The sequence below is a fragment of the Arsenicicoccus cauae genome, from assembly GCF_043162025.1.
GTDB lineage: Bacteria > Actinomycetota > Actinomycetes > Actinomycetales > Dermatophilaceae > Arsenicicoccus > Arsenicicoccus cauae.
Genome location: NZ_CP171001.1, coordinates 1 through 19,029 on the forward strand (window position 1 = coordinate 1; position 19,029 = coordinate 19,029).

The window sequence follows — 19,029 nt, forward strand, 5'->3', positions numbered from 1 at the left end:
GAACGCAGAAAAGCCCCGGACCTGGTGGTCCGGGGCTTCCCCACAATGTTTGTCCGGCGGCGTCCTACTCTCCCACACCGTCTCCAGTGCAGTACCATCGGCGCTGTCAGGCTTAGCTTCCGGGTTCGGAATGGGACCGGGCGTTTCCCTGACGCTATGACCGCCGTAACTCTATCGACTTGTCAAACCACCTGAATGGTTTGTGTGTCGGGAACTACACAGTGGACGCGAGCAATCTTCGGGTCAAGTCATCGGCTTATTAGTACCGGTCAGCTCCACACATTGCTGTGCTTCCACATCCGGCCTATCAACCCAGTAGTCTAGCTGGGAGCCTCTCACCCACAAGGGGCATGGAAACCTCATCTTGAAGCGTGCTTCCCGCTTAGATGCTTTCAGCGGTTATCACTTCCGAACGTAGCTAATCAGCGGTGCCCTTGGCAGAACAACTGACACACCAGAGGTTCGTCCATCCCGGTCCTCTCGTACTAGGGACAGCCCTTCTCAAGTTTCCTACGCGCACAGCGGATAGGGACCGAACTGTCTCACGACGTTCTAAACCCAGCTCGCGTACCGCTTTAATGGGCGAACAGCCCAACCCTTGGGACCTACTCCAGCCCCAGGATGCGACGAGCCGACATCGAGGTGCCAAACCATGCCGTCGATATGAACTCTTGGGCAAGATCAGCCTGTTATCCCCGGGGTACCTTTTATCCGTTGAGCGACGGCGCTTCCACAAGCCACCGCCGGGTCACTAGTCCCGACTTTCGTCCCTGCTCGACATGTCTGTCTCACAGTCAAGCTCCCTTGTGCACTTACACTCGAAACCTGATTGCCAACCAGGCTGAGGGAACCTTTGGGCGCCTCCGTTACCTTTTAGGAGGCAACCGCCCCAGTTAAACTACCCACCAGGCACTGTCCCTGATCCGGATCACGGACCGAGGTTAGATATCCAGAACGACCAGAGTGGTATTTCAACGACGACTCCACACACACTGGCGTGCATGCTTCACAGTCTCCCACCTATCCTACACAAGCCGTACCGAACACCAATACCAAGCTATAGTAAAGGTCCCGGGGTCTTTCCGTCCTGCTGCGCGTAACGAGCATCTTTACTCGTAATGCAATTTCGCCGAGTTCGCGGTTGAGACAGTGGGGAAGTCGTTACGCCATTCGTGCAGGTCGGAACTTACCCGACAAGGAATTTCGCTACCTTAGGATGGTTATAGTTACCACCGCCGTTTACTGGCGCTTAAGTTCTCAGCTTCGCCGTAAGGCTAACCGGTCCCCTTAACGTTCCAGCACCGGGCAGGCGTCAGTCCGTATACATCGAATTACTTCTTCGCACGGACCTGTGTTTTTAGTAAACAGTCGCTTCCCCCTGGTCTCTGCGGCCACTCACGCTCAACACGCAAGGTGCGTCACGATCATGGCCCCCCTTCTCCCGAAGTTACGGGGGCATTTTGCCGAATTCCTTAACCACGATTCACTCGATCGCCTTGGTATTCTCTACCTAACCACCTGAGTCGGTTTGGGGTACGGGCGGCTCAGTCCCTCGCTAGAAGCTTTTCTCGGCAGCATAGGATCACCCTCTTCCCGCATACGCGGTCACTATCAGATCTCACCCGTACAGTGTGCGGATTTACCTACACACAGGGCTACATCCTTGGACGTGGACAACCATCGCCACGCGGAGGCTACCTTCCTGCGTCACTCCATCGCTTAACTACTACTGGCTCAGGTCACCTCATCCACTCCTCACCCACCCGAAGGCGGTTAAGAGAAGCTTCACCAGGTTTAGTATCACCAGCCTCGCTAGGGGCGGTACTGCGCCGGTTCCGGAATATCAACCGGATGTCCATCGACTACGCCTGTCGGCCTCGCCTTAGGTCCCGACTTACCCAGGGCAGATTAACTTGACCCTGGAACCCTTGGTTATTCGGCGGACGGGTTTCTCACCCGTCATTCGCTACTCATGCCTGCATTCTCACTCGCGTAGCGTCCACGGCTGGATCACTCCGCCGCTTCACTCGCCACACGACGCTCCCCTACCCATCGACACGCCTGAACCACAAAGGCTTGGCAATGTGTCAATGCCACAGCTTCGGCGGTGTGCTTGAGCCCCGCTACATTGTCGGCGCAAAATCACTTGACCAGTGAGCTATTACGCACTCTTTAAAGGGTGGCTGCTTCTAAGCCAACCTCCTGGTTGTCACAGCAACTTCACATCCTTTTCCACTTAGCACACGCTTAGGGGCCTTAGCTGGTGATCTGGGCTGTTTCCCTCTCGACTACGGAGCTTATCCCCCGCAGTCTCACTGCCACGCTCTCACTTACCGGCATTCGGAGTTTGGCTGACGTCAGTAACCTGGTGAGGCCCATTAGCCATCCAGTAGCTCTACCTCCGGTAAGAAACACGTGACGCTGCACCTAAATGCATTTCGGGGAGAACCAGCTATCACGAAGTTTGATTGGCCTTTCACCCCTACCCACAGCTCATCCCCCCAGTTTTCAACCTAGGTGGGTTCGGTCCTCCACGCGGTCTTACCCGCGCTTCAACCTGGCCATGGGTAGATCACTTCGCTTCGGGTCTAGACCCAGCGACTCTGACGCCCTATTCGGACTCGCTTTCGCTACGGCTTCCCCACACGGGTTAACCTCGCCACTGAGCACTAACTCGCAGGCTCATTCTTCAAAAGGCACGCTGTCACCCCACAAAGAGGCTCCAACGGATTGTAAGCGCACGGTTTCAGGATCTATTTCACTCCCCTCCCGGGGTACTTTTCACCTTTCCCTCACGGTACTAGTCCGCTATCGGTCACCAGGGAATATTTAGGCTTAGCGGGTGGTCCCGCCAGATTCACACGGGATTTCTCGGGCCCCGTGCTACTTGGGATACTCATCCACAGTCTCGAACGTTTCGGCTACGGGGGTAACACCCTCTATGCCCGGCCTTTCAAGACCGTTCGCCTACGAACAAGATTTCTCACTGTGCGCCCGCATGTCAGTACGGGCAGACAAGTCCCACAACCCCGACCGTGCAACCCCTGACAGGTATCACACACGACCGGTTTAGCCTCTTCCGCGTTCGCTCGCCACTACTGACGGAATCACTGTTGTTTTCTCTTCCTGTGGGTACTGAGATGTTTCACTTCCCCACGTTCCCTCCACACACCCTATATATTCAGGTGCAGGTGACTGGACATAAACTCCAGCCGGGTTTCCCCATTCGGAAATCCTCGGATCACAGTCTGGTTATCGACTCCCCGAGGCTTATCGCAGATTCCTACGTCCTTCATCGGTTCCTGGTGCCAAGGCATCCACCGTGCGCCCTTAAAAACTTGGCCACAAAGATGCTCGCGTCCACTGTGTAGTTCTCAAAACACAAACCCCAACCACCTACACACCCAAGCACACGCTCGAGCTATCAGCAGTCCAGGCACAACCAAGACAACCAGTCCCACCACCAGCACGACCCCCACACAGGAGACCCCACCAGCAGCCGGCCCGATGTCTCAGGACCCAACAGCGCGCCACCACACCCAGCCAACACCACCAACTTTCCCCACCACCACACTCCCCACCAGGAGAAGCATGACAGCCGTACTCGCCAGCAGCGCCAACCAGACGCGACCCATTCGATGTTCCACCCTTGAGCACCCCCACCACACGAACGGTGGTGCAGAGGCATATGCTCCTTAGAAAGGAGGTGATCCAGCCGCACCTTCCGGTACGGCTACCTTGTTACGACTTAGTCCCAATCGCCAGTCCCACCTTCGACGGCTCCCCCCACAAGGGTTAGGCCACCGGCTTCGGGTGTTACCGACTTTCGTGACTTGACGGGCGGTGTGTACAAGGCCCGGGAACGTATTCACCGCAGCGTTGCTGATCTGCGATTACTAGCGACTCCGACTTCATGGGGTCGAGTTGCAGACCCCAATCCGAACTGAGACCGGTTTTTTGGGATTCGCTCCACCTCGCGGTATCGCAGCCCTTTGTACCAGCCATTGTAGCATGCGTGAAGCCCAAGACATAAGGGGCATGATGATTTGACGTCATCCCCACCTTCCTCCGAGTTGACCCCGGCAGTCTCCTATGAGTCCCCGCCATCACGCGCTGGCAACATAGAACGAGGGTTGCGCTCGTTGCGGGACTTAACCCAACATCTCACGACACGAGCTGACGACAACCATGCACCACCTGTACACCGACCTTGCGGGGCACCCATCTCTGAGTGTTTCCGGTGTATGTCAAGCCTTGGTAAGGTTCTTCGCGTTGCATCGAATTAATCCGCATGCTCCGCCGCTTGTGCGGGCCCCCGTCAATTCCTTTGAGTTTTAGCCTTGCGGCCGTACTCCCCAGGCGGGGCGCTTAATGCGTTAGCTGCGGCACGGAACTCGTGGAATGAGCCCCACACCTAGCGCCCAACGTTTACGGCATGGACTACCAGGGTATCTAATCCTGTTCGCTCCCCATGCTTTCGCTTCTCAGTGTCAGTTATGGCCCAGAGACCTGCCTTCGCCATCGGTGTTCCTCCTGATATCTGCGCATTTCACCGCTACACCAGGAATTCCAGTCTCCCCTACCACACTCTAGTCTGCCCGTACCCACGGCAAGCCCAACGTTAAGCGTTGGGATTTCACCGCAGACGCGACAAACCACCTACAAGCTCTTTACGCCCAATAATTCCGGACAACGCTCGCACCCTACGTATTACCGCGGCTGCTGGCACGTAGTTAGCCGGTGCTTCTTCTGCTCCTACCGTCACTTTCGCTTCTTCAGAGCTGAAAGAGGTTTACAACCCGAAGGCCTTCATCCCTCACGCGGCGTCGCTGCATCAGGCTTTCGCCCATTGTGCAATATTCCCCACTGCTGCCTCCCGTAGGAGTCTGGGCCGTGTCTCAGTCCCAGTGTGGCCGGTCGCCCTCTCAGGCCGGCTACCCGTCGTCGCCTTGGTGAGCCACTACCTCACCAACAAGCTGATAGGCCGCGAGTCCATCCTCCACCACAAAAGCTTTCCACTCCCACCCCATGCGAGGAGGAGTCATATCCAGTATTAGCCCCGGTTTCCCGGAGTTATCCCAGAGTGAAGGGCAGGTTACTCACGTGTTACTCACCCGTTCGCCACTAATCCACCCAGCAAGCTGGGCTTCATCGTTCGACTTGCATGTGTTAAGCACGCCGCCAGCGTTCGTCCTGAGCCAGGATCAAACTCTCCGTAGAAAAATTTGCAACCCCAGCAAAAAGACAAAACAACATGACGTTGAATCGTCCATCTACCAAAGGAACCTCAAACGAGGTCAAAAACTTGGCATCGAATTTCGGCACGCTGTTGAGTTCTCAAACATCGGACGCTCACGACCGACTCACGAGTGTTTCGCTCGATCTCCGTCGTGGCAACCATTCAATCTTACGCTTCCGCGCTCCCCGCGTCAAGTCCGCCTCGCTACTCGCTGTGGAGTGAGCTTGGATCGTGACTGTCCGCGCCGAGCACCCGCTAAAGGTACTCAGTGCTGGCCACCTCGTCAACTCGGCGTGATCGTCCTCCCCCGAGGGGGTGACTCCCGCTTTGCGCTCCGTGGCCGGGGCACGAGCGGAAACATTACACAGTCGTCCGGGTCGTGCCAAATCGGCCCGAGCGGACCTGGTGGCCGCGCGCAGCGACCCGGATGCGAGCACCCCGTCGGCTGCGTCCTCCCCGGTACGCACGAAGGCCCGGACCAGCTGGTCCGGGCCTTCGTGTCGCCGATGCGATTGGTAGCGGGGGCAGGATTTGAACCTGCGACCTCCGGGTTATGAGCCCGGCGAGCTACCGAGCTGCTCCACCCCGCGTCGGTGACTCCAGGTTACGCGACGGTGTACGGGGGTGCAAATCGTGGTCCCGCCCGAGCTCAGGGGCTTGGCGACGGTGTCGCCGAGGTCGATCCCGTCACGGACGCAGAGGGCGTCGAGGGCACGACGGTGGTCTGTCCTGGCTGCTGGGCCTTGAGCGCGGCGTCGACCGCGGCGCGCACCCGCTTCTGCGCTTCGCCGTACGCCCCGAAGTCACCCTTGGCCAGGGCCTCGTCGGCCGCCTTCATCGCCTCCTGCGCAGCCGTCAGCTGCTTGACCACCTCGGTGTTGCCCGTCGGTGACGTGGGGCGCTGACCGGGTTGGGGTGCTGTCGGTGCTGTCGATGCCGTCGGACCGGAGGCCCCCTGGTCTCCCGCCGTCGCGCCGGAGTTGCCCCCGAAGAGCCCGTCCAGGGCTCCGGCCAGCGTGTCCGACCAGGCCAGCTTGTCGCCGAACGAGGCGACGATGGCTTTGGACTGCGGGTATGCGGAGGATCCCGAGGATGCCTGGACGTAGATCGGTTGGACGTACAGCACTCCCCCGCCGACGGGCAGTGTCAGCAGATTGCCCATGGACACCTTGGAGCCGCCCTGCGAGTTGTTGTTGAGGAACTGACTCAGCGTCAGGGCGAAGCGCGGCGACGAGTCGTTGGAGGAGAAGATGTTGTTGGCCACCTGCCCCGGCCCCTGCACCTGCGTGTCCCGGGGCAGCTCCAGGAGCCTCAGGGTGCCGTACCCCTCCTTGCGCTGCCCGTCCTTGCCCCCCGCGTCCGCGTCGGCCGCGAGGAAGGCGGACAGCACCGAGCGCTTCTCGGGCGTGTACGTCGTGGTGAGCGAGAAGGTCGGCGAGGCCTGGCCCGGCACGGCCAGGGAGAGGTAGTAGGGGGGCTGGCTGGGTGCGCCCGTCGTGCGGTCGCTCGGATCGGTGGGGACCTTCCAGAAGTCCTGCCCGCCGAAGAAGCTGTTGGCGTCGGTCACGTGGTACTTGCCGAGCATGGATCGCTGCACCTTGAACATGTCCTCGGGGTAGCGCAGGTGCTGCATCAGCTCCCCCTTGATCGCCGACATGGGCTCCACCGTGCCTGGGAAGGCCTTGGTCCAGGCCTTGAGCAGCGGGTCCTGGTCGTCCCACGCGTAGAGGTGGACGCTGCCGTCGTAGGCGTCGACGGTGGCCTTGACCGAGTTGCGCATGTAGTTGACGCGCGCCGGCGCCAGGGCCGCGACGTTGGCGGACCGTGCCGTGAGCGCGTCCGAGGTGGCGTCCTCGATCTCGGTCAGCTGGGAGTAGGGGTAGTTGGCACTGGTCGTGTAGCCGTCCACGATCCACTGCACCCGCCCGTCGACCACCGCTGGGTAGGGGTCACCGTCCAGGGTCAGCCACGGCGCGACCTTGCCGATGCGCTCGCGCGGCTTGCGGATGTCGAGCAGGCGCGACTGAGGGTTCACGGCGCTCGACAGGAGGATGTTGGGCTCGCGGTAGGCGATCGCGTAGGCGAGCCGGCGGGGGAAGGACCCGATCTCCACGCCGCCGGCGCCTCGGTAGGTCGTGTTGCGCTGGCCGCCGGCGCTCCCGTCGGGGTGGTCCAGCTCGGCGTCTCCGCTGCCGGCGGGGGCGCCCACGATGGAGTAGGTCGGGGACTCCTCCCCGAAGTAGATGCGGGGCTCGTAGGTGCCGAGCTTGCCCGTGGAGGGAATGTTCTGCTCGAAGAAGACCGGCTGACCGTCAGGTCCGCGCCGGTTGCCGTACGCGGCCACCAGGCCGTAGCCGTGGGTGTAGACGGTGTGGTCGTTGACCCAGTTGCGCCAGGAGCGGTCCAGGTCGTCCAGGCGCAGCTCTCTAGCACCGACGACGGCGTCGACCAGCTTGCCGTCGAGGCGGTAGCGGTCGACGTCGAGGCTGGCGGGGAAGGAGTAGAAGGCCTTGACCGCCTGGATGGCTTCGAAGGTCTGCCCCACGATGGCCGGGTCGACGATCCGGATGCCGGGGATGGTGTCCGCATCACCGCGCAGCTGCCCGCTGGAGACCGTGGTCTCGGCCTTGTACGGCGTCTTGACCACCTTGTCGAGCCCGAAGGCCGATCGCGTCGCCTCGATGTTGCGCTGGATGTAGGGCGCCTCCAGGGTGCGCTCGCTGGGCTTGACCTTGAGGCTCTGCACGAGCATCGGATAGATGGTCCCGATGACCAGGGCGCACACGGCGAGCAGGCTCACGCCCACCACGGGCAGCCGCCAGGACCCGGTCCAGATCGAGGCGAGGAAGAACAGGGCGCAGAGCAGCGCGGCCACCGCGAGGATCGACCGTCCGGGCAGCACGGCGTGAGCACCGGTGTAGGTGATGCCCGTGATCCGGCCCGAGTCGGCCACGGCCAGGTCGTAGCGTCCGAACCAGTAGCTGAGCCCCTGCACCAGGGCCACCGCTGCAAACAGGCAGGAGAGGTGCACGATCGCCGCCTTGGTGGACCGGCCGCTCATGCCCGGTGGGCGTAGACCGCCATACAGGTAGTGGGTGAGGGCCGCCACGATGGCGGCGAGGACCAGACCCATCAGGGCGAAGTCCAGCAGGAAGCTCACCCACGGCAGGGTGAAGACGAAGAACCCGATGTCCATACCGAACTCCGGGTCGTCCTTGCCGAAGGGCACCCGGTGCAGCCACAGGAGGAAGGTCTGCCACTGGCTGGCCAGGGCGGTGCCGCTGAAGACGCCCAGCACCCCCGGCACGACCCACACGGCCAGCCGGCGCAGGGGGTCCAGCATGGCGCGGTACCGGTCGAGGGCGACCTGCTCGTCGGTGACGGGGGCGTAGACGGGCCGCAGGCGGTGCCCGATCACGATGCTGGAGCAGGCCAGGGCCCCGACGACCAGCGCACCCGCCACGAACAACCCACCCTTGGTGACCAGCTCGGTGGTGAGCACCCGGCTGAAGCGCACGCTGTCGAACCACAGGACCTGGGTCCAGAGGGCCGCCAGGGCGCCCAGGGCCAAGGCGGCGACCGCGACGATCGTCAGGAGCGGTCCGAGCCAGCCGCGACCTGCCCTCCCGCCGCCCCGACGGCGGCGGGCACGTGCCGCGCCTCCAGGGCCCGCGGGCTCACCCGGACCCGACGCGGTGCGCCCCTCGTCACTCACTGCGCGGTCCTCCTGCATGATCGGTCCGTCGGGCCGCGACTGCAGCCCGTGGTGCTCGCGGTCAACCTACCCCGCCTCGCTGGACGCCGGCGGGAGACGTCACCGCAGGCCGCCGGGCTGGGGGTTCGGGTCCCGGTCAGGCAGCATGGACCCCGTGACCCCGACACCCCAGCTCGTCCCCACCCCCCTGATCACGTGCGCCGTCGACACGGAGCAGCACGTGGCCCGCTCCGGATGGGACCAGCCCACGCGGTTGTTCGCCCTCGTCCGCACCAGCGAGCTGCTCGCGGCCGAGCCGCAGCTCGCTGCCCGGCTCGAGGGCGAGGACCCGGACGGCCTGACTGCCATCGAGCAGGAAGAGCTCCCGGAGGGATCCGGGCTCGACGGGCTGCTGGCCGGCATCGTGTGGCCTGCCGAGGTGGCAGGCGCCGCCATCAGCGTCGAGCGCATCGTGGTGCCGCCCGAGGCGGAGGCGGGCCTGCCCGATGACCCCGAGGCCGCCCTCGAGCACCTGGCCGCCCACCCGGCTCGCCAGGACGTACGGCTGCTGGTGGCGGTGGACCGGACCGGTGAGCAGGTGACCCTCCTGCGCCAGCGCGCGCACGACAGCGACGACGCCGTCGCCATGGGCGCGGACATCGCGCCGGGCCTCGTCGAGGCGCTGCGGGCCACCCTCGTCGAGGGCTGAGCCGAGGGCCGTCCGGTCACCGGGTCCCCAGACCCCTCAGACCCCTCAGCCACAGCCCTGCAGAGCCGACCCCTTGCCCGCGGCGATGGCGCGGACGTCCGCGAGCGCGTCGTCGAAGTCCTCCACCCGGACCACCGTCAGCCCTGCCGGCACGTGGCCGACGACCTCGCTGCAGTTGCCCGCCGGTGCGAGGAACCACTGGATCCCCGCTGCCCGCGCGCCGGCGAGCTTCTGCTGGATCCCCCCGATGGGGCCGACCCGGCCGTCCGACGAGATGGTGCCGGTGCCCGCGATGCGCTGGCCCGCGGTCAGCTCCCCGGGGGTGAGCCGGTCGAGGACCCCGAGGGCGAACATCATGCCGGCGGAGGGTCCCCCCACGTCGCCGGCGTCGATGGTGACCTTGACGGGAAATCTGTAGTCGACCTTGAGCCCGACGCCGATGACCTTGCGCCCCTGCTGCTCGCCCACCGGCAGCGACACCTCACGGCGCACCCCGTCCCGCTCGACGGTCACGGGCGCGGACTGACCGACCTGGTAGGCCTGGATGGCTGACCGCAGGGCGGCGCTGCCGGTCACGGAGGTGGAGCCGATCCGCACGAAACGGTCGCCGGGCTCGAGGCGCCCGATCGCGGCGGACCCGGTCGGGAGCACGCCGACGGAGACCGTCTCCGGCACCGTCATCCCCAGCGCCCGCTCGGCCACCACGACGGCGTCCTCCTGGGAGTGCGTCATCTCGGCGGCGTTCTCCCGCTTGATCTCCTCGTTGGTGGCACCCCGGGGGAAGACCTGTTCCTCCGGGACGACGGATCGGGCGTCCGAGACGGAGGCTGCCAGCAGGTCGTATGCCGTGACCGTGGCACCCGGGCCGCCGCGGACGGACACCGTGGTGAAGCTGAGCACGCCGGAGGCCGGATGGTCCTCGGCCTTGGGCACCGAGATGAGCGGACGCCCGTCGCGCGTCGCACCCAGGGTGTTGGTCACCGGACCAGGACCCATCACGACATACGGCAGCGGGATGAAGGCGAGGGCGACCAGCAACGCGCACAGCAGGGCCAGCGCCAGGGTCAGCGCTCGTCCGCGTCGCGGGCGGCGGCGGGGCGCCGGCGGGCCCCCCGCGGCGGGGAGGCTCCCCGTCATGGGAGGCCCACCCACTCCTCGGTCCCGTCGGTGAAGGCCTGGTGCTTCCAGATCGGGACGGTGCTCTTGAGCGTGTCGATGAGCTGCCGGCACGCGTCGAAGGCCTCGCCGCGGTGCGCCGCGCTCACCGCGCAGACGACGGCGATGTCGCCGATGTCCAGGTGCCCCACGCGGTGCACCGCCGCCACCGAGAGGACGCCGGGCAGCTCCTCGATCCGCGACACCACCTCGGCCAGGCGGTCGAGCGCCGTGGGGTGGGCGGAGTAGTCGAGCCCGGTGACGCCCTGGCCGCCGTCGTGGTCGCGGACGATGCCGACGAACGGCACGACCGCCCCGGCCCGGGGATCGTTCACGGCCGCCAGGACCTCGTCGACCGACAACGGCTCGTCACGCACGGCGACGAGCCGGGCGCTGGGGACTGAGTGGCTCACGGTGGCCCTTCCGTCGAGGGGACGTCTGCGGGAGAGGCTAGTCTCCACCACCGCCCGGGAGACGCACGTCGCCCACGTCGTCCCTGGACGCGGGTGACGGAACGCCCCTTGGCCTCCTAGCGTTGACGCTGCAGTACCCCCTGATCCGCCGACCGGAGGAGCACGTCGTGACCGTCCCACCCACCCACGGACCCGGGTCCGGACCGCACGACCCGCAGGACCCCGACGCCCTCGCCCGCATGCTCGGTGAGATGATGGGCGACCCGTCGCTCGCGGACAATCCGCAGGTGCGCGACGCTTTGCGCCAGCTCGGCATGGAGCAGCTCGACCCCACCCAGCTGGCCATGGTGCGCCAGCAGGTCCAGGCCATGTTCGCGGGCCCGGCCCCCGAGGGCGCGATCGACGACGCGGTCGCCCTCGACCTCGCCCGCAAACGGGTCGCCCAGGGGGGCGACGCGGTGGTGGGGGACGCCGACCAGCGCTCGCACGCCGACGCCATCCACGTGGCACAGCTGTGGCTCGACCAGGTCACCGCGATGGAGGCGGCGCCGTCGCCCGACGCGGTGTGGAGCCGCGCCGAGTGGGTGGAGGCCACCATGCCCACGTGGATCGAGCTGGTCACCCCGGTCGCGGACGGGGTGACGGCCGCCATGACCACGGCGATGCGGGGCCAGCTCGACGACCTAGCCGAGCACGGCGGGCTGGAACAGCTGTCACGCACGCCGGGGATGCCACAGCTCCCCCAGGGCCTGGACCCGACGGCGATGATGGCGCAGATGGGCCCGATGGTGCACCGGATGGGGGCCGCCATGTTCGCCGCCCAGACGGCCGAGGCGGTCGGTGGCCTCAGCGAGGACCTCGTCTCGGGCACCGAGGTGGGGCTGCCGCTGGTGCCCGGGCACGCCGTGGCCCTGCTCCCGTCGGGGATCCGGGCCCTGTCCGAGGGCTTGGAGGTCGACCCCGCCGAGGTGCGCCTGTACCTCGCCGCGCGAGAGGCCGCCCGGTCCCGGTTGTTCACCGCCGCACCGTGGCTCACCGCGTCCCTCACCGCTGCCGTGCAGGCCTACGCACGTGACATCTCGATCGACGTGGAGGGCATCTCCGCCCGCATGTCCACCGTCGACCCGAGCGACCCCGCCGCCCTGCAGGAGGCGCTGGGGTCCACGCTGTTCACCCCCGAGCCCTCGGAGGCCCAGCAGCGGGCCCTCGCCTCCCTCGAGACCCTGCTGGCACTCGTCGAGGGCTGGGTCGATGTGGTCGCCGACCGCGCCACCCGGCAGCACCTGCCGGAGGCGGCTGCCCTCGGCGAGACCGTGCGGCGACGCCGCGCGACCGGCGGCCCGGCCGAGAGGGCTTTCGCCCAGCTCGTCGGCCTCGAGCTACGACCCCGCCGGCTGCGCGACGCCGCCAACCTGTTCGCCGCCCTGGAGGACGCCGGCGGCCAGGAGCTGCGCGACAGCGTCTGGGCCCACCCCGACGTGGCGCCGACGGGCGACGACCTGGACGACGTCCTCGGCTACGTCGAGCGCGTGCGAGCCGGCCAGGGCGATGACCTGGACGCCGAGCTCGACCGGCTCCTGTCCGAGGGCCGAGAGGACCGCTCGGGGGACGACGCCACCGACGGCCGGGCGTGACCGCCCCCGCGCGTCCGGGCAACCTCGATGACCTCCGGGCGGACGCCATACGGCACCTCGCCCAGCTGTCGCCCGTCGACGCGAGGGAGGCGTCGCTCCGCCAGGAGTTCCTCGCGCACCTGGAGCGCCACCCCGACGCGTGGTGGAAGCACGGGCCGCCCGCCCATCTGACGGCGAGCGTGCTCGTGCTGTCGCAGGACCGACGTCAGGTCCTGCTCACCCACCACCGCAAGGCCCGCACGTGGTTCCAGCTCGGGGGTCACGCCGAGCCCGGCGACGAGGACGTCGTGGGGGTCGCGCAGCGCGAGGGGCGCGAGGAGTCGGGCATCCACGGGCTGCGCGTCGACCCTCGCCTGGTGGACCTCGACCGGCATGCCCTCGGAGCAGCCTTCACCGTGTGCCGCGAGCACCTGGACCTGAGGTTCGTCGCCGTCGTCGGCGACGTCTCCCCCGTCGTCAGCGCCGAGTCGCTCGACGTGGCCTGGTGGCCGGTGGATCGGCTGCCCCACCCGCACAGCGAGGAGCTGCCGCGGCTGATCGAGCGCGCCGCGCTGCGCGCGGCCTGAGGCCGCTCACTCGTCGACGCAGTCCCCGGCGGCTCCCGGCTCCCCGGGCGGGGCGTCCTCGCGCGACCCGTGAGCCACCCCCTCGAGGAATCCCTTGGCGCGTTCGAGCTTGGGGTAGGTCCGCAGCAGCCGCCAGAACTCCGGGCCGTGCCCCGGCTGCAGCAGGTGCGCCAGCTCGTGCAGGATCACGTAGTCCTGGACCCAGACGGGCAGCGTGGCGACCCGGTGGGAGACCCGGATCGTGCCGTCGGCCGGGGTGCACGACCCCCATCGTCGGCGTTGGTTGGACACCCACGTGATGCTGGTCGGTTTGGCGAGGCCTCCGAGGTAGGAGTGGGACAGCTCCGCCGCGCGCGCGGCGAGCCGCTCGTCGCTCGGGCGGACCCGCTGCTCGCGGGCCTCGATCCGACCGACCATCTGCTCGATCCACTCCTGCTCCTGGCGGCGGGAATGACCGGCGGGAATGAGCACGACGATGCGGTCGCCCTCGCGGTAGGCGCTCACGGTCCGCCGACGACGGGTGCTGCGGCGCACCTCGACCTCACTCATGACGGCACCCTAGCGACGCCCCGGCACGCCCTCTGGCAAGCGCGCCGTGCTCACCGACCGGTGAAGGCGGGTGCGCGACGCTCGGTCGCCGCTCGCACACCCTCCTGAAGGTCCGCGGTGGCCATCGTGGTGGCCTGCGCCAGGGCCTCCCACTCGAGCGCCGCACCGGGGTTGGCGTGCCCACCGCCGCGCAACGCGGCCAGGGTCAGCCTCGTGGCCACCGGTGCTGCGGCGGCGACCCGGTCGGCGGCGGCGAGGGCCAGGCGCAGCACCTCGTCGGCCGGGGCCGCGGCGGAGGCGAGCCCGAGTCCGACCGCCTCGTGCCCCATGACGACCCGACCCGTGAGCAGCATGTCGGCGGCCAGCGCCGGACCCGCGACGGCCGGCAGCGACCATGTGGTCGCCATACCGGGGTGCAGACCCAGCCCGGTGAACGGCACCGCGAGACGGGCCTGCTCGGCGACGTAGCGCACGTCGCAGGCCAGCGCCAGGGCGAGTCCCGCCCCGATCGCGTGACCGTTGACCGCAGCGACGACCGGCACCTCGAGCCGCGTCATGGACAGCCAGCGGCAGTAGAAGTTCCGCATGCGGGCCCGCAGGTCGCTGACCGAGGCATCCGGCTCGGCCATGAGCCACCCGAGGTTGCCACCGGAGGTGAAGGCGCTGCCGGCGCCCGTGACCACGACACACGCCAGCTGAGTGTCGTCCCGCAGCAGGTCGGCCAGACGGGCCCACGAGGACGTCATCTCCTCGCTCATGGCGTTGCGCTGCTGCGGCAGGTCCAGGGTGATGACGGCGGTATGGCGGTCCCCCTGCTCTCGTCGGGTCACCGACAGGTGCTCGAAATCCTGCTCCCACCAATATTTTTCGGGGTACATGACCATCCTCGTCGACGTCGCTGCGCTGGCGTGCTCCGGGTGCGGCCGCCCGCGCCTCCCGAGCCTAGCCATCGTCTGCGGACCGTGGGTCCGGCGGCAGGCGGCAGCATGGGGGCCGCAGCACGGCTCCGTGCTCAGCAGGTGACGGGGCGTAATCCCCGGAACCTGCTCCCGTGTGCTCTATGGTGACCGGAGTCCGATTGCCGCACCCGTGGCACGAACGACAAGGAGAGACGACATGGCCGACACCTACAAGGGTGAGTTCTACTGCGTCAAGTGCAAGGCCAAGCGTGAGGCCGAGGGCAACATCGTGGAGACCAACGGTCGCCGCATGGCCAAAGGCAAGTGCCCTGAGTGCGGGACGAACCTCAACCGCATCCTCGGCAAGGCCTGAGCGCCGCCTGCGCAACCTGCCGTCCGAGAGGCGGTGCTGGCACCTGTGCCGGCACCGCCTCTCTCTGTGCATCCCCAACCCCCCGGCCAGCATCGACGTTGTCCACAGGGCTGGTTTCATGCAATTTGCGTGCGCTTGCATGTGGAATGCTCGGTTCCTCATCCCTCGGTGCAGGAGAGACCCGATGACCCGTTGCGACCGCCCCGCCCTCCGTCCCGGCCTCCGGCTGCTGGACCGTGGCGGCGACGAGCTCCAGCTCGGAGCCCATCACCCGACCGCCGTGGTGCTCGGCGGCCTGAGTCCCGCCGATCGCGAGATCGTCCGCGCGCTCGACGGCAGCCGTTCCAGGGCCGACCTGCAGCTGGTCTACACCCGCCACGGCGAGGACAGCCGCCGCCTGGACGACCTGCTGGACCTGCTCGGCAACCATGGCCTGCTCGACCCTCGGCCCCCGGGCACGGGCCGCCCCGCGGACGTGCTGCCGTTGCGGGCCCCCGCGTGCGAGCCACCGTCGGACCCGTCAGACCTGTCCCACACGCCCGTGCTCGTCGCCGGGACCGGCGACCTGGCACAGCACGTCGCGGCCACCCTGCAGCGGCAGCACCCCCGCCTGCACCTGCAGGACGAGCTGGGCCCCTCCGGCCTGCCGTCACCGTCCACGGGCACCGCCAGGGGGTCGCGGCGCCCTCCGGCCCTCGCGGTACTGGTCGCGGACGGGGCCATCGACCCCGTGGTCGCCCGGCAGTGGGCGCCGTGGGCCATGGTCCTGCCCGTCGTCGTGGCCGACAGCTCGGTGACCGTGGGTCCGCTCTGGAGCAGCCTGGCCGACCCCTGCCCACTGTGCCTGGACCGCTACCGCACCGACCGGGACCCCGCCTGGCCCCGCCTGCTCGCGCAACTGACGACGCGTCACCTCGACGGTCTCCATCGCCCCGCGCGGACCGATCCCACCACCACAGCGCTCGCGGTGGGGGCCGTCGCGGCGCACGCCCGCGATGCCGTGGGTCGGCGACGCCTCCCCGTCGGGTTCACCACCGAGGTCCACGACGCAGACCCCGTGCCGCGGCAGCGCATCTGGTCGGTCCACCCTCGATGCCTCACCCACCTACCGGCCCGGGTCTCGCTCGCGGGGTGACAATCGAGGGGTGAACGACATCCCCCGCCGGTCCGCCCATCGCACGGCCCGACTGGCCTCTCTCCCGCTGACCTATGCCGGACGGACCGCCGTGGGGCTGGGTCGGCGGCTCGGGGGCGCCCCGGCCGAGGCCGTCGTTGCCCAGGTCGCCGCACGCACCGCCGACCAGCTCTTCTCCGTCCTGGGGCAGCTCAAGGGGGGTGCGATGAAGGTCGGACAGGCGATGTCCATCTTCGAGGCGGCCCTGCCCGAGGAGGTCGCCGCGCACTACCGCGGCGCGCTGACGGCCCTCCAGGACGCCGCACCCTCGATGACGGCCGAGACGGTGCACCGCGTCCTGGCGAGCGAGCTCGGCGACGACTGGCGGTCCCTCTTCCACGAGCTGGACGACGTCCCCGTCGCCTCCGCCTCGATCGGACAGGTGCACCGCGGTCGATGGGCCGACGGCCGCACGGTGGCGGTCAAGGTGCAGTACCCCGGCGCCGGGGACGCGCTGCTGTCCGACCTGCGCCAGCTCGCCCGCGTGGCACGAGTGACCGGCTCGCTCAGGACCGGCATCGACATGCGGGCCGTGACCGACGAGCTGCAGGCCCGGATGGTGGAGGAGCTGGACTACACGCGCGAGGCGGAGGCGCAACGGCAGTTCGCGGACGCCTTCGCCGAGAGCGAGTTCTTCGTCATACCGAGGGTGCTCGAGGCGACGGCCCGGGTCATCGTGATGGACTGGCTGGACGGCACGCCCCTGTCCGCCGTCATCCGCGAGGGGACCGACGAGCAGCGGGACCGCGCCGCCACGCTCTATCTCGACTTCCTGCTCGCGGGCCCGGACCACGTGGGTCTGCTGCACGCGGACCCGCACCCCGGGAACTTCCGGATCACCGAGGACGGCCGGCTCGGGGTCCTGGACTTCGGGGCCGTCAACCGGCTCCCCACAGGCATGCCCAGCGCGGTCGGGCGCCTCCTCGGGCTCGCGCTGAGCGGGGAGGACACGGGGCCCGCCGTGCTGACCGGGCTGCGGGAGGAGGGGTGGGTCCATGCCGGAGCCGATCTCGACCCCGATCTCCTGCTGGCGTTCCTCGACCCCTTCCTCGAACCCGCACGCCATGACCGCTACACCTTCAGCCGGGCCTGGCTGCGGGGGTGCTTCGCCCACGTCGGCGAGCCTCGTTGGCAGCCCGTGCTGGGCGTCCTCGACCTCCCCCCGGACTACCTGCTCATCCACCGCGTCTGGGCCGGCGGCATCGGTGTCCTGTGCCAGATCGGCGGCGAGGTGGAGGCGCGGGCCATCCTCGGCCACTGGCTGGACGACCTGACCCTGCACCCGTCGGCCGAGTGAGCCGGGCTGGCGGGTCGACCGGCCGTCGACGCGCCGGGCGCCCTACCACCACTCGGAGTCGAGCTTGCCCTCGATCGACCGGGCGTGCAGGCGGCTGCAGCGGTCGCAGACCCACACCGTGCGCCTCCGCTCCGTCCCGAAGGTCCACCGGACCCGAGCCTCGGCCAGGCCCTCACCGGTCGCCTGCCGGCCGCAGGTCCCGCACGTCATCGTGTCGTCGCCCGCCCCGCCGTGATCCACCCGGGGATCGTATGACGACCCCGACCCAGCCGCCACGCCGGGCCGGCTCGCCACCGCCCCTGCACGCATGACGAGGCGGGCAGGACCCCTCGGTCCTGCCCGCCTCGCGTGATCCGACGACCGTCAGGTCATCGCTGCTGCCGGCGCCGCACCGCCACCCGGATCTCAGCCGCGCCCCGCGGCTGCCGGGGCCTCGGAGCGCGGTCGACGCGCACGCGCGCCAGCTCCTGGCTGAAGTGGTGGAACATGATGGAACTCCTTGCTGGTCAATCGTGCTCATGGCCGTCGCCTAGGCGGCGGCGGTGTTCTTGCGCGGCCGTCCACGCGGCCTCTTGCGGGGCAGGACCACTCCCGCGACGAACAGCTCTCCGCCCCAGACGCCCCAGGGCTCCCGACGCTCCAGAGCTCCGGCGAGGCAGTCCTCCCTCGCGGGGCAGGTGCCGCACAGCGCCTTCGCGAACTCGACGCCGTCCGGCGTGTCGGCGAACCACATCTCGGGCTCGTTCTCCTGGCAGGGGATGGTCTCGGCGGCCGCGATCGCGGCGACCTGGTTGTCGATGAGCTCCGTGAGTGTCATCGCTGCCTCCTCGGTGTGGTGCCCCTGGGTGGTGGGGCGGCGGGTGCCCTGCTGGGGCGGTTGGTGGGTGCGGTGGTGCGACATGCGGTCCTCTGCGGTGGTGGTCGGGGGCTGCCCTGAGATGCACGAAGGCCGCGGATCCCGGATGTCGGGTTCCGCGGCCTTGGAGAGGACCTGGGTCTAGGGACTAGACCGGCGGCCTCCCGAGGGGCGGGACGACATAGGAGACGGCGAACGGGGTGGACGGCGCGATGGTGCGGGCGTAGCCGAGACGCCCGCCGTCGACGACGCGCGTGTCGGTGCCGCCGACGCCGGACACACCGATCCCCTGACCGGTGCCACGGGCGTCCACGGACGCACGGGGGGTGCGCAGGTCGGGGGCGGTCGAGCGCAGGGGCGCGACGGCGTCGACGCGGATGCGCGTCGCGATCGTCATCGTCGTGATCTCCATGCGGAACACCCTCCCCTCTGCTCTCGTCGGCACCTCGGTGCCGGGACGTGCGTCACGAG

The 19,029-nt window shown here is 67.9% G+C and carries 14 protein-coding genes, 1 tRNA gene and 3 rRNA genes; 6 read left to right on the forward strand and 12 right to left on the reverse strand.

From position 1 onward, the window contains the following. Positions 1-51: 51 nt before the first annotated feature. The 5 genes from rrf to ACF3NS_RS00025 form a co-directional block, all read right to left on the reverse strand. A 5S ribosomal RNA gene (rrf, locus tag ACF3NS_RS00005) occupies positions 52-168 on the reverse strand. 71 nt (positions 169-239) lie between these two features. After that, positions 240-3,344: ribosomal RNA gene (locus ACF3NS_RS00010) — 23S ribosomal RNA — on the reverse strand. Between the two features lie 355 nt (positions 3,345-3,699). Next, positions 3,700-5,220: ribosomal RNA gene (locus tag ACF3NS_RS00015) — 16S ribosomal RNA — on the reverse strand. The 16S, 23S and 5S rRNA genes sit together here, the layout of an rRNA operon. Positions 5,221-5,752: 532 nt before the next feature. After that, positions 5,753-5,829, reverse strand: a tRNA-Met gene (locus tag ACF3NS_RS00020). A 59-nt stretch (positions 5,830-5,888) separates the two neighbouring features. Then, positions 5,889-8,972, reverse strand: a complete 3,084-nt coding sequence (locus ACF3NS_RS00025) for a UPF0182 family protein (RefSeq protein WP_392467167.1) — start codon at positions 8,970-8,972, stop codon at positions 5,889-5,891. Positions 8,973-9,099: 127 nt separating this feature from the next. Between ACF3NS_RS00025 and ACF3NS_RS00030 the strand changes: the two genes are divergently transcribed. After that, on the forward strand, positions 9,100-9,642 hold the full coding sequence (locus tag ACF3NS_RS00030; RefSeq protein ID WP_154594601.1) for a PPA1309 family protein: 543 nt from the start codon (positions 9,100-9,102) through the stop codon (positions 9,640-9,642). Between the two features lie 45 nt (positions 9,643-9,687). On the opposite strand, the gene ACF3NS_RS00035 is transcribed toward ACF3NS_RS00030, so the two are convergent. Together ACF3NS_RS00035 and ACF3NS_RS00040 are read right to left on the reverse strand one after the other, a co-directional pair. Beyond that, the gene (locus ACF3NS_RS00035) at positions 9,688-10,779 is read right to left on the reverse strand and encodes a PDZ domain-containing protein (protein ID WP_154594602.1); all 1,092 of its coding nucleotides are present in this window, start codon (positions 10,777-10,779) and stop codon (positions 9,688-9,690) included. Beyond that, a complete protein-coding gene (locus ACF3NS_RS00040; protein WP_288799021.1) occupies positions 10,776-11,210 on the reverse strand; it encodes a molybdenum cofactor biosynthesis protein MoaE in 435 nt (144 codons plus the stop codon). The genes ACF3NS_RS00035 and ACF3NS_RS00040 overlap by 4 nt, the downstream gene beginning before the upstream one ends. A 167-nt stretch (positions 11,211-11,377) precedes the next feature. Here ACF3NS_RS00040 and ACF3NS_RS00045 point away from each other — a divergent pair, with 167 nt between their 5' ends. Further along, positions 11,378-12,844, forward strand: a complete 1,467-nt coding sequence (locus ACF3NS_RS00045) for a zinc-dependent metalloprotease (protein WP_392467169.1) — start codon at positions 11,378-11,380, stop codon at positions 12,842-12,844. Next, complete coding sequence (locus ACF3NS_RS00050; RefSeq protein ID WP_288799023.1) at positions 12,841-13,410, forward strand: NUDIX hydrolase; 570 nt, start codon at positions 12,841-12,843, stop codon at positions 13,408-13,410. The genes ACF3NS_RS00045 and ACF3NS_RS00050 overlap by 4 nt, the downstream gene beginning before the upstream one ends. 6 nt (positions 13,411-13,416) lie before the next feature. Here ACF3NS_RS00050 and ACF3NS_RS00055 read toward each other — a convergent pair whose 3' ends face one another. After that, positions 13,417-13,959, reverse strand: coding sequence for a M48 family metallopeptidase (locus ACF3NS_RS00055; protein WP_154594604.1), 543 nt, complete (start codon positions 13,957-13,959; stop codon positions 13,417-13,419). A 50-nt stretch (positions 13,960-14,009) separates the two neighbouring features. Next, positions 14,010-14,843 (reverse strand): enoyl-CoA hydratase/isomerase family protein, encoded by an 834-nt coding sequence (locus ACF3NS_RS00060; protein ID WP_392467171.1) that lies wholly within the window; start codon positions 14,841-14,843, stop codon positions 14,010-14,012. A gap of 232 nt (positions 14,844-15,075) precedes the next feature. On the opposite strand from ACF3NS_RS00060, the gene ACF3NS_RS00065 reads away from it, so the two are divergent. From ACF3NS_RS00065 to ACF3NS_RS00075, 3 genes are all read left to right on the forward strand, one after another. Continuing rightward, the gene (locus tag ACF3NS_RS00065; RefSeq protein ID WP_019287526.1) at positions 15,076-15,231 is read left to right on the forward strand and encodes a DUF5679 domain-containing protein; all 156 of its coding nucleotides are present in this window, start codon (positions 15,076-15,078) and stop codon (positions 15,229-15,231) included. 184 nt (positions 15,232-15,415) lie between these two features. Continuing rightward, positions 15,416-16,366 carry a hypothetical protein gene (locus tag ACF3NS_RS00070; protein WP_392467173.1) on the forward strand — a complete coding sequence of 317 codons (951 nt, stop codon included), beginning with the start codon at positions 15,416-15,418 and terminating at the stop codon, positions 16,364-16,366. Positions 16,367-16,376: 10 nt separating this feature from the next. After that, on the forward strand, positions 16,377-17,702 hold the full coding sequence (locus ACF3NS_RS00075; protein ID WP_392467175.1) for an ABC1 kinase family protein: 1,326 nt from the start codon (positions 16,377-16,379) through the stop codon (positions 17,700-17,702). Between the two features lie 42 nt (positions 17,703-17,744). Here ACF3NS_RS00075 and ACF3NS_RS00080 read toward each other — a convergent pair whose 3' ends face one another. The 3 genes from ACF3NS_RS00080 to ACF3NS_RS00090 form a co-directional block, all read right to left on the reverse strand. Beyond that, positions 17,745-17,942 (reverse strand): hypothetical protein, encoded by a 198-nt coding sequence (locus ACF3NS_RS00080; protein ID WP_392467177.1) that lies wholly within the window; start codon positions 17,940-17,942, stop codon positions 17,745-17,747. Positions 17,943-18,231: 289 nt separating this feature from the next. Then, positions 18,232-18,519 (reverse strand): WhiB family transcriptional regulator, encoded by a 288-nt coding sequence (locus ACF3NS_RS00085; RefSeq protein WP_392467178.1) that lies wholly within the window; start codon positions 18,517-18,519, stop codon positions 18,232-18,234. 187 nt (positions 18,520-18,706) lie between these two features. After that, positions 18,707-18,970 carry a hypothetical protein gene (locus ACF3NS_RS00090; RefSeq protein WP_392467180.1) on the reverse strand — a complete coding sequence of 88 codons (264 nt, stop codon included), beginning with the start codon at positions 18,968-18,970 and terminating at the stop codon, positions 18,707-18,709. Between the last annotated feature and the right edge of the window lie 59 nt (positions 18,971-19,029).

Excerpts from the sequence above, each read along its gene's own strand:
- ACF3NS_RS00025 (WP_392467167.1), bottom strand. The coding sequence starts at position 8,972 with ATGCAGGAGGACCGCGCAGTGAGTGACGAGGGGCGCACCGCGTCGGGT.
- ACF3NS_RS00030 (WP_154594601.1), top strand. The coding sequence starts at position 9,100 with ATGGACCCCGTGACCCCGACACCCCAGCTCGTCCCCACCCCCCTGATC.
- ACF3NS_RS00035 (WP_154594602.1), bottom strand. The coding sequence starts at position 10,779 with ATGACGGGGAGCCTCCCCGCCGCGGGGGGCCCGCCGGCGCCCCGCCGC.
- ACF3NS_RS00055 (WP_154594604.1), bottom strand. The coding sequence starts at position 13,959 with ATGAGTGAGGTCGAGGTGCGCCGCAGCACCCGTCGTCGGCGGACCGTG.
- ACF3NS_RS00060 (WP_392467171.1), bottom strand. The coding sequence starts at position 14,843 with ATGGTCATGTACCCCGAAAAATATTGGTGGGAGCAGGATTTCGAGCAC.
- ACF3NS_RS00065 (WP_019287526.1), top strand. The coding sequence starts at position 15,076 with ATGGCCGACACCTACAAGGGTGAGTTCTACTGCGTCAAGTGCAAGGCC.
- ACF3NS_RS00070 (WP_392467173.1), top strand. The coding sequence starts at position 15,416 with ATGACCCGTTGCGACCGCCCCGCCCTCCGTCCCGGCCTCCGGCTGCTG.
- ACF3NS_RS00085 (WP_392467178.1), bottom strand. The coding sequence starts at position 18,519 with ATGACACTCACGGAGCTCATCGACAACCAGGTCGCCGCGATCGCGGCC.
- ACF3NS_RS00090 (WP_392467180.1), bottom strand. The coding sequence starts at position 18,970 with ATGGAGATCACGACGATGACGATCGCGACGCGCATCCGCGTCGACGCC.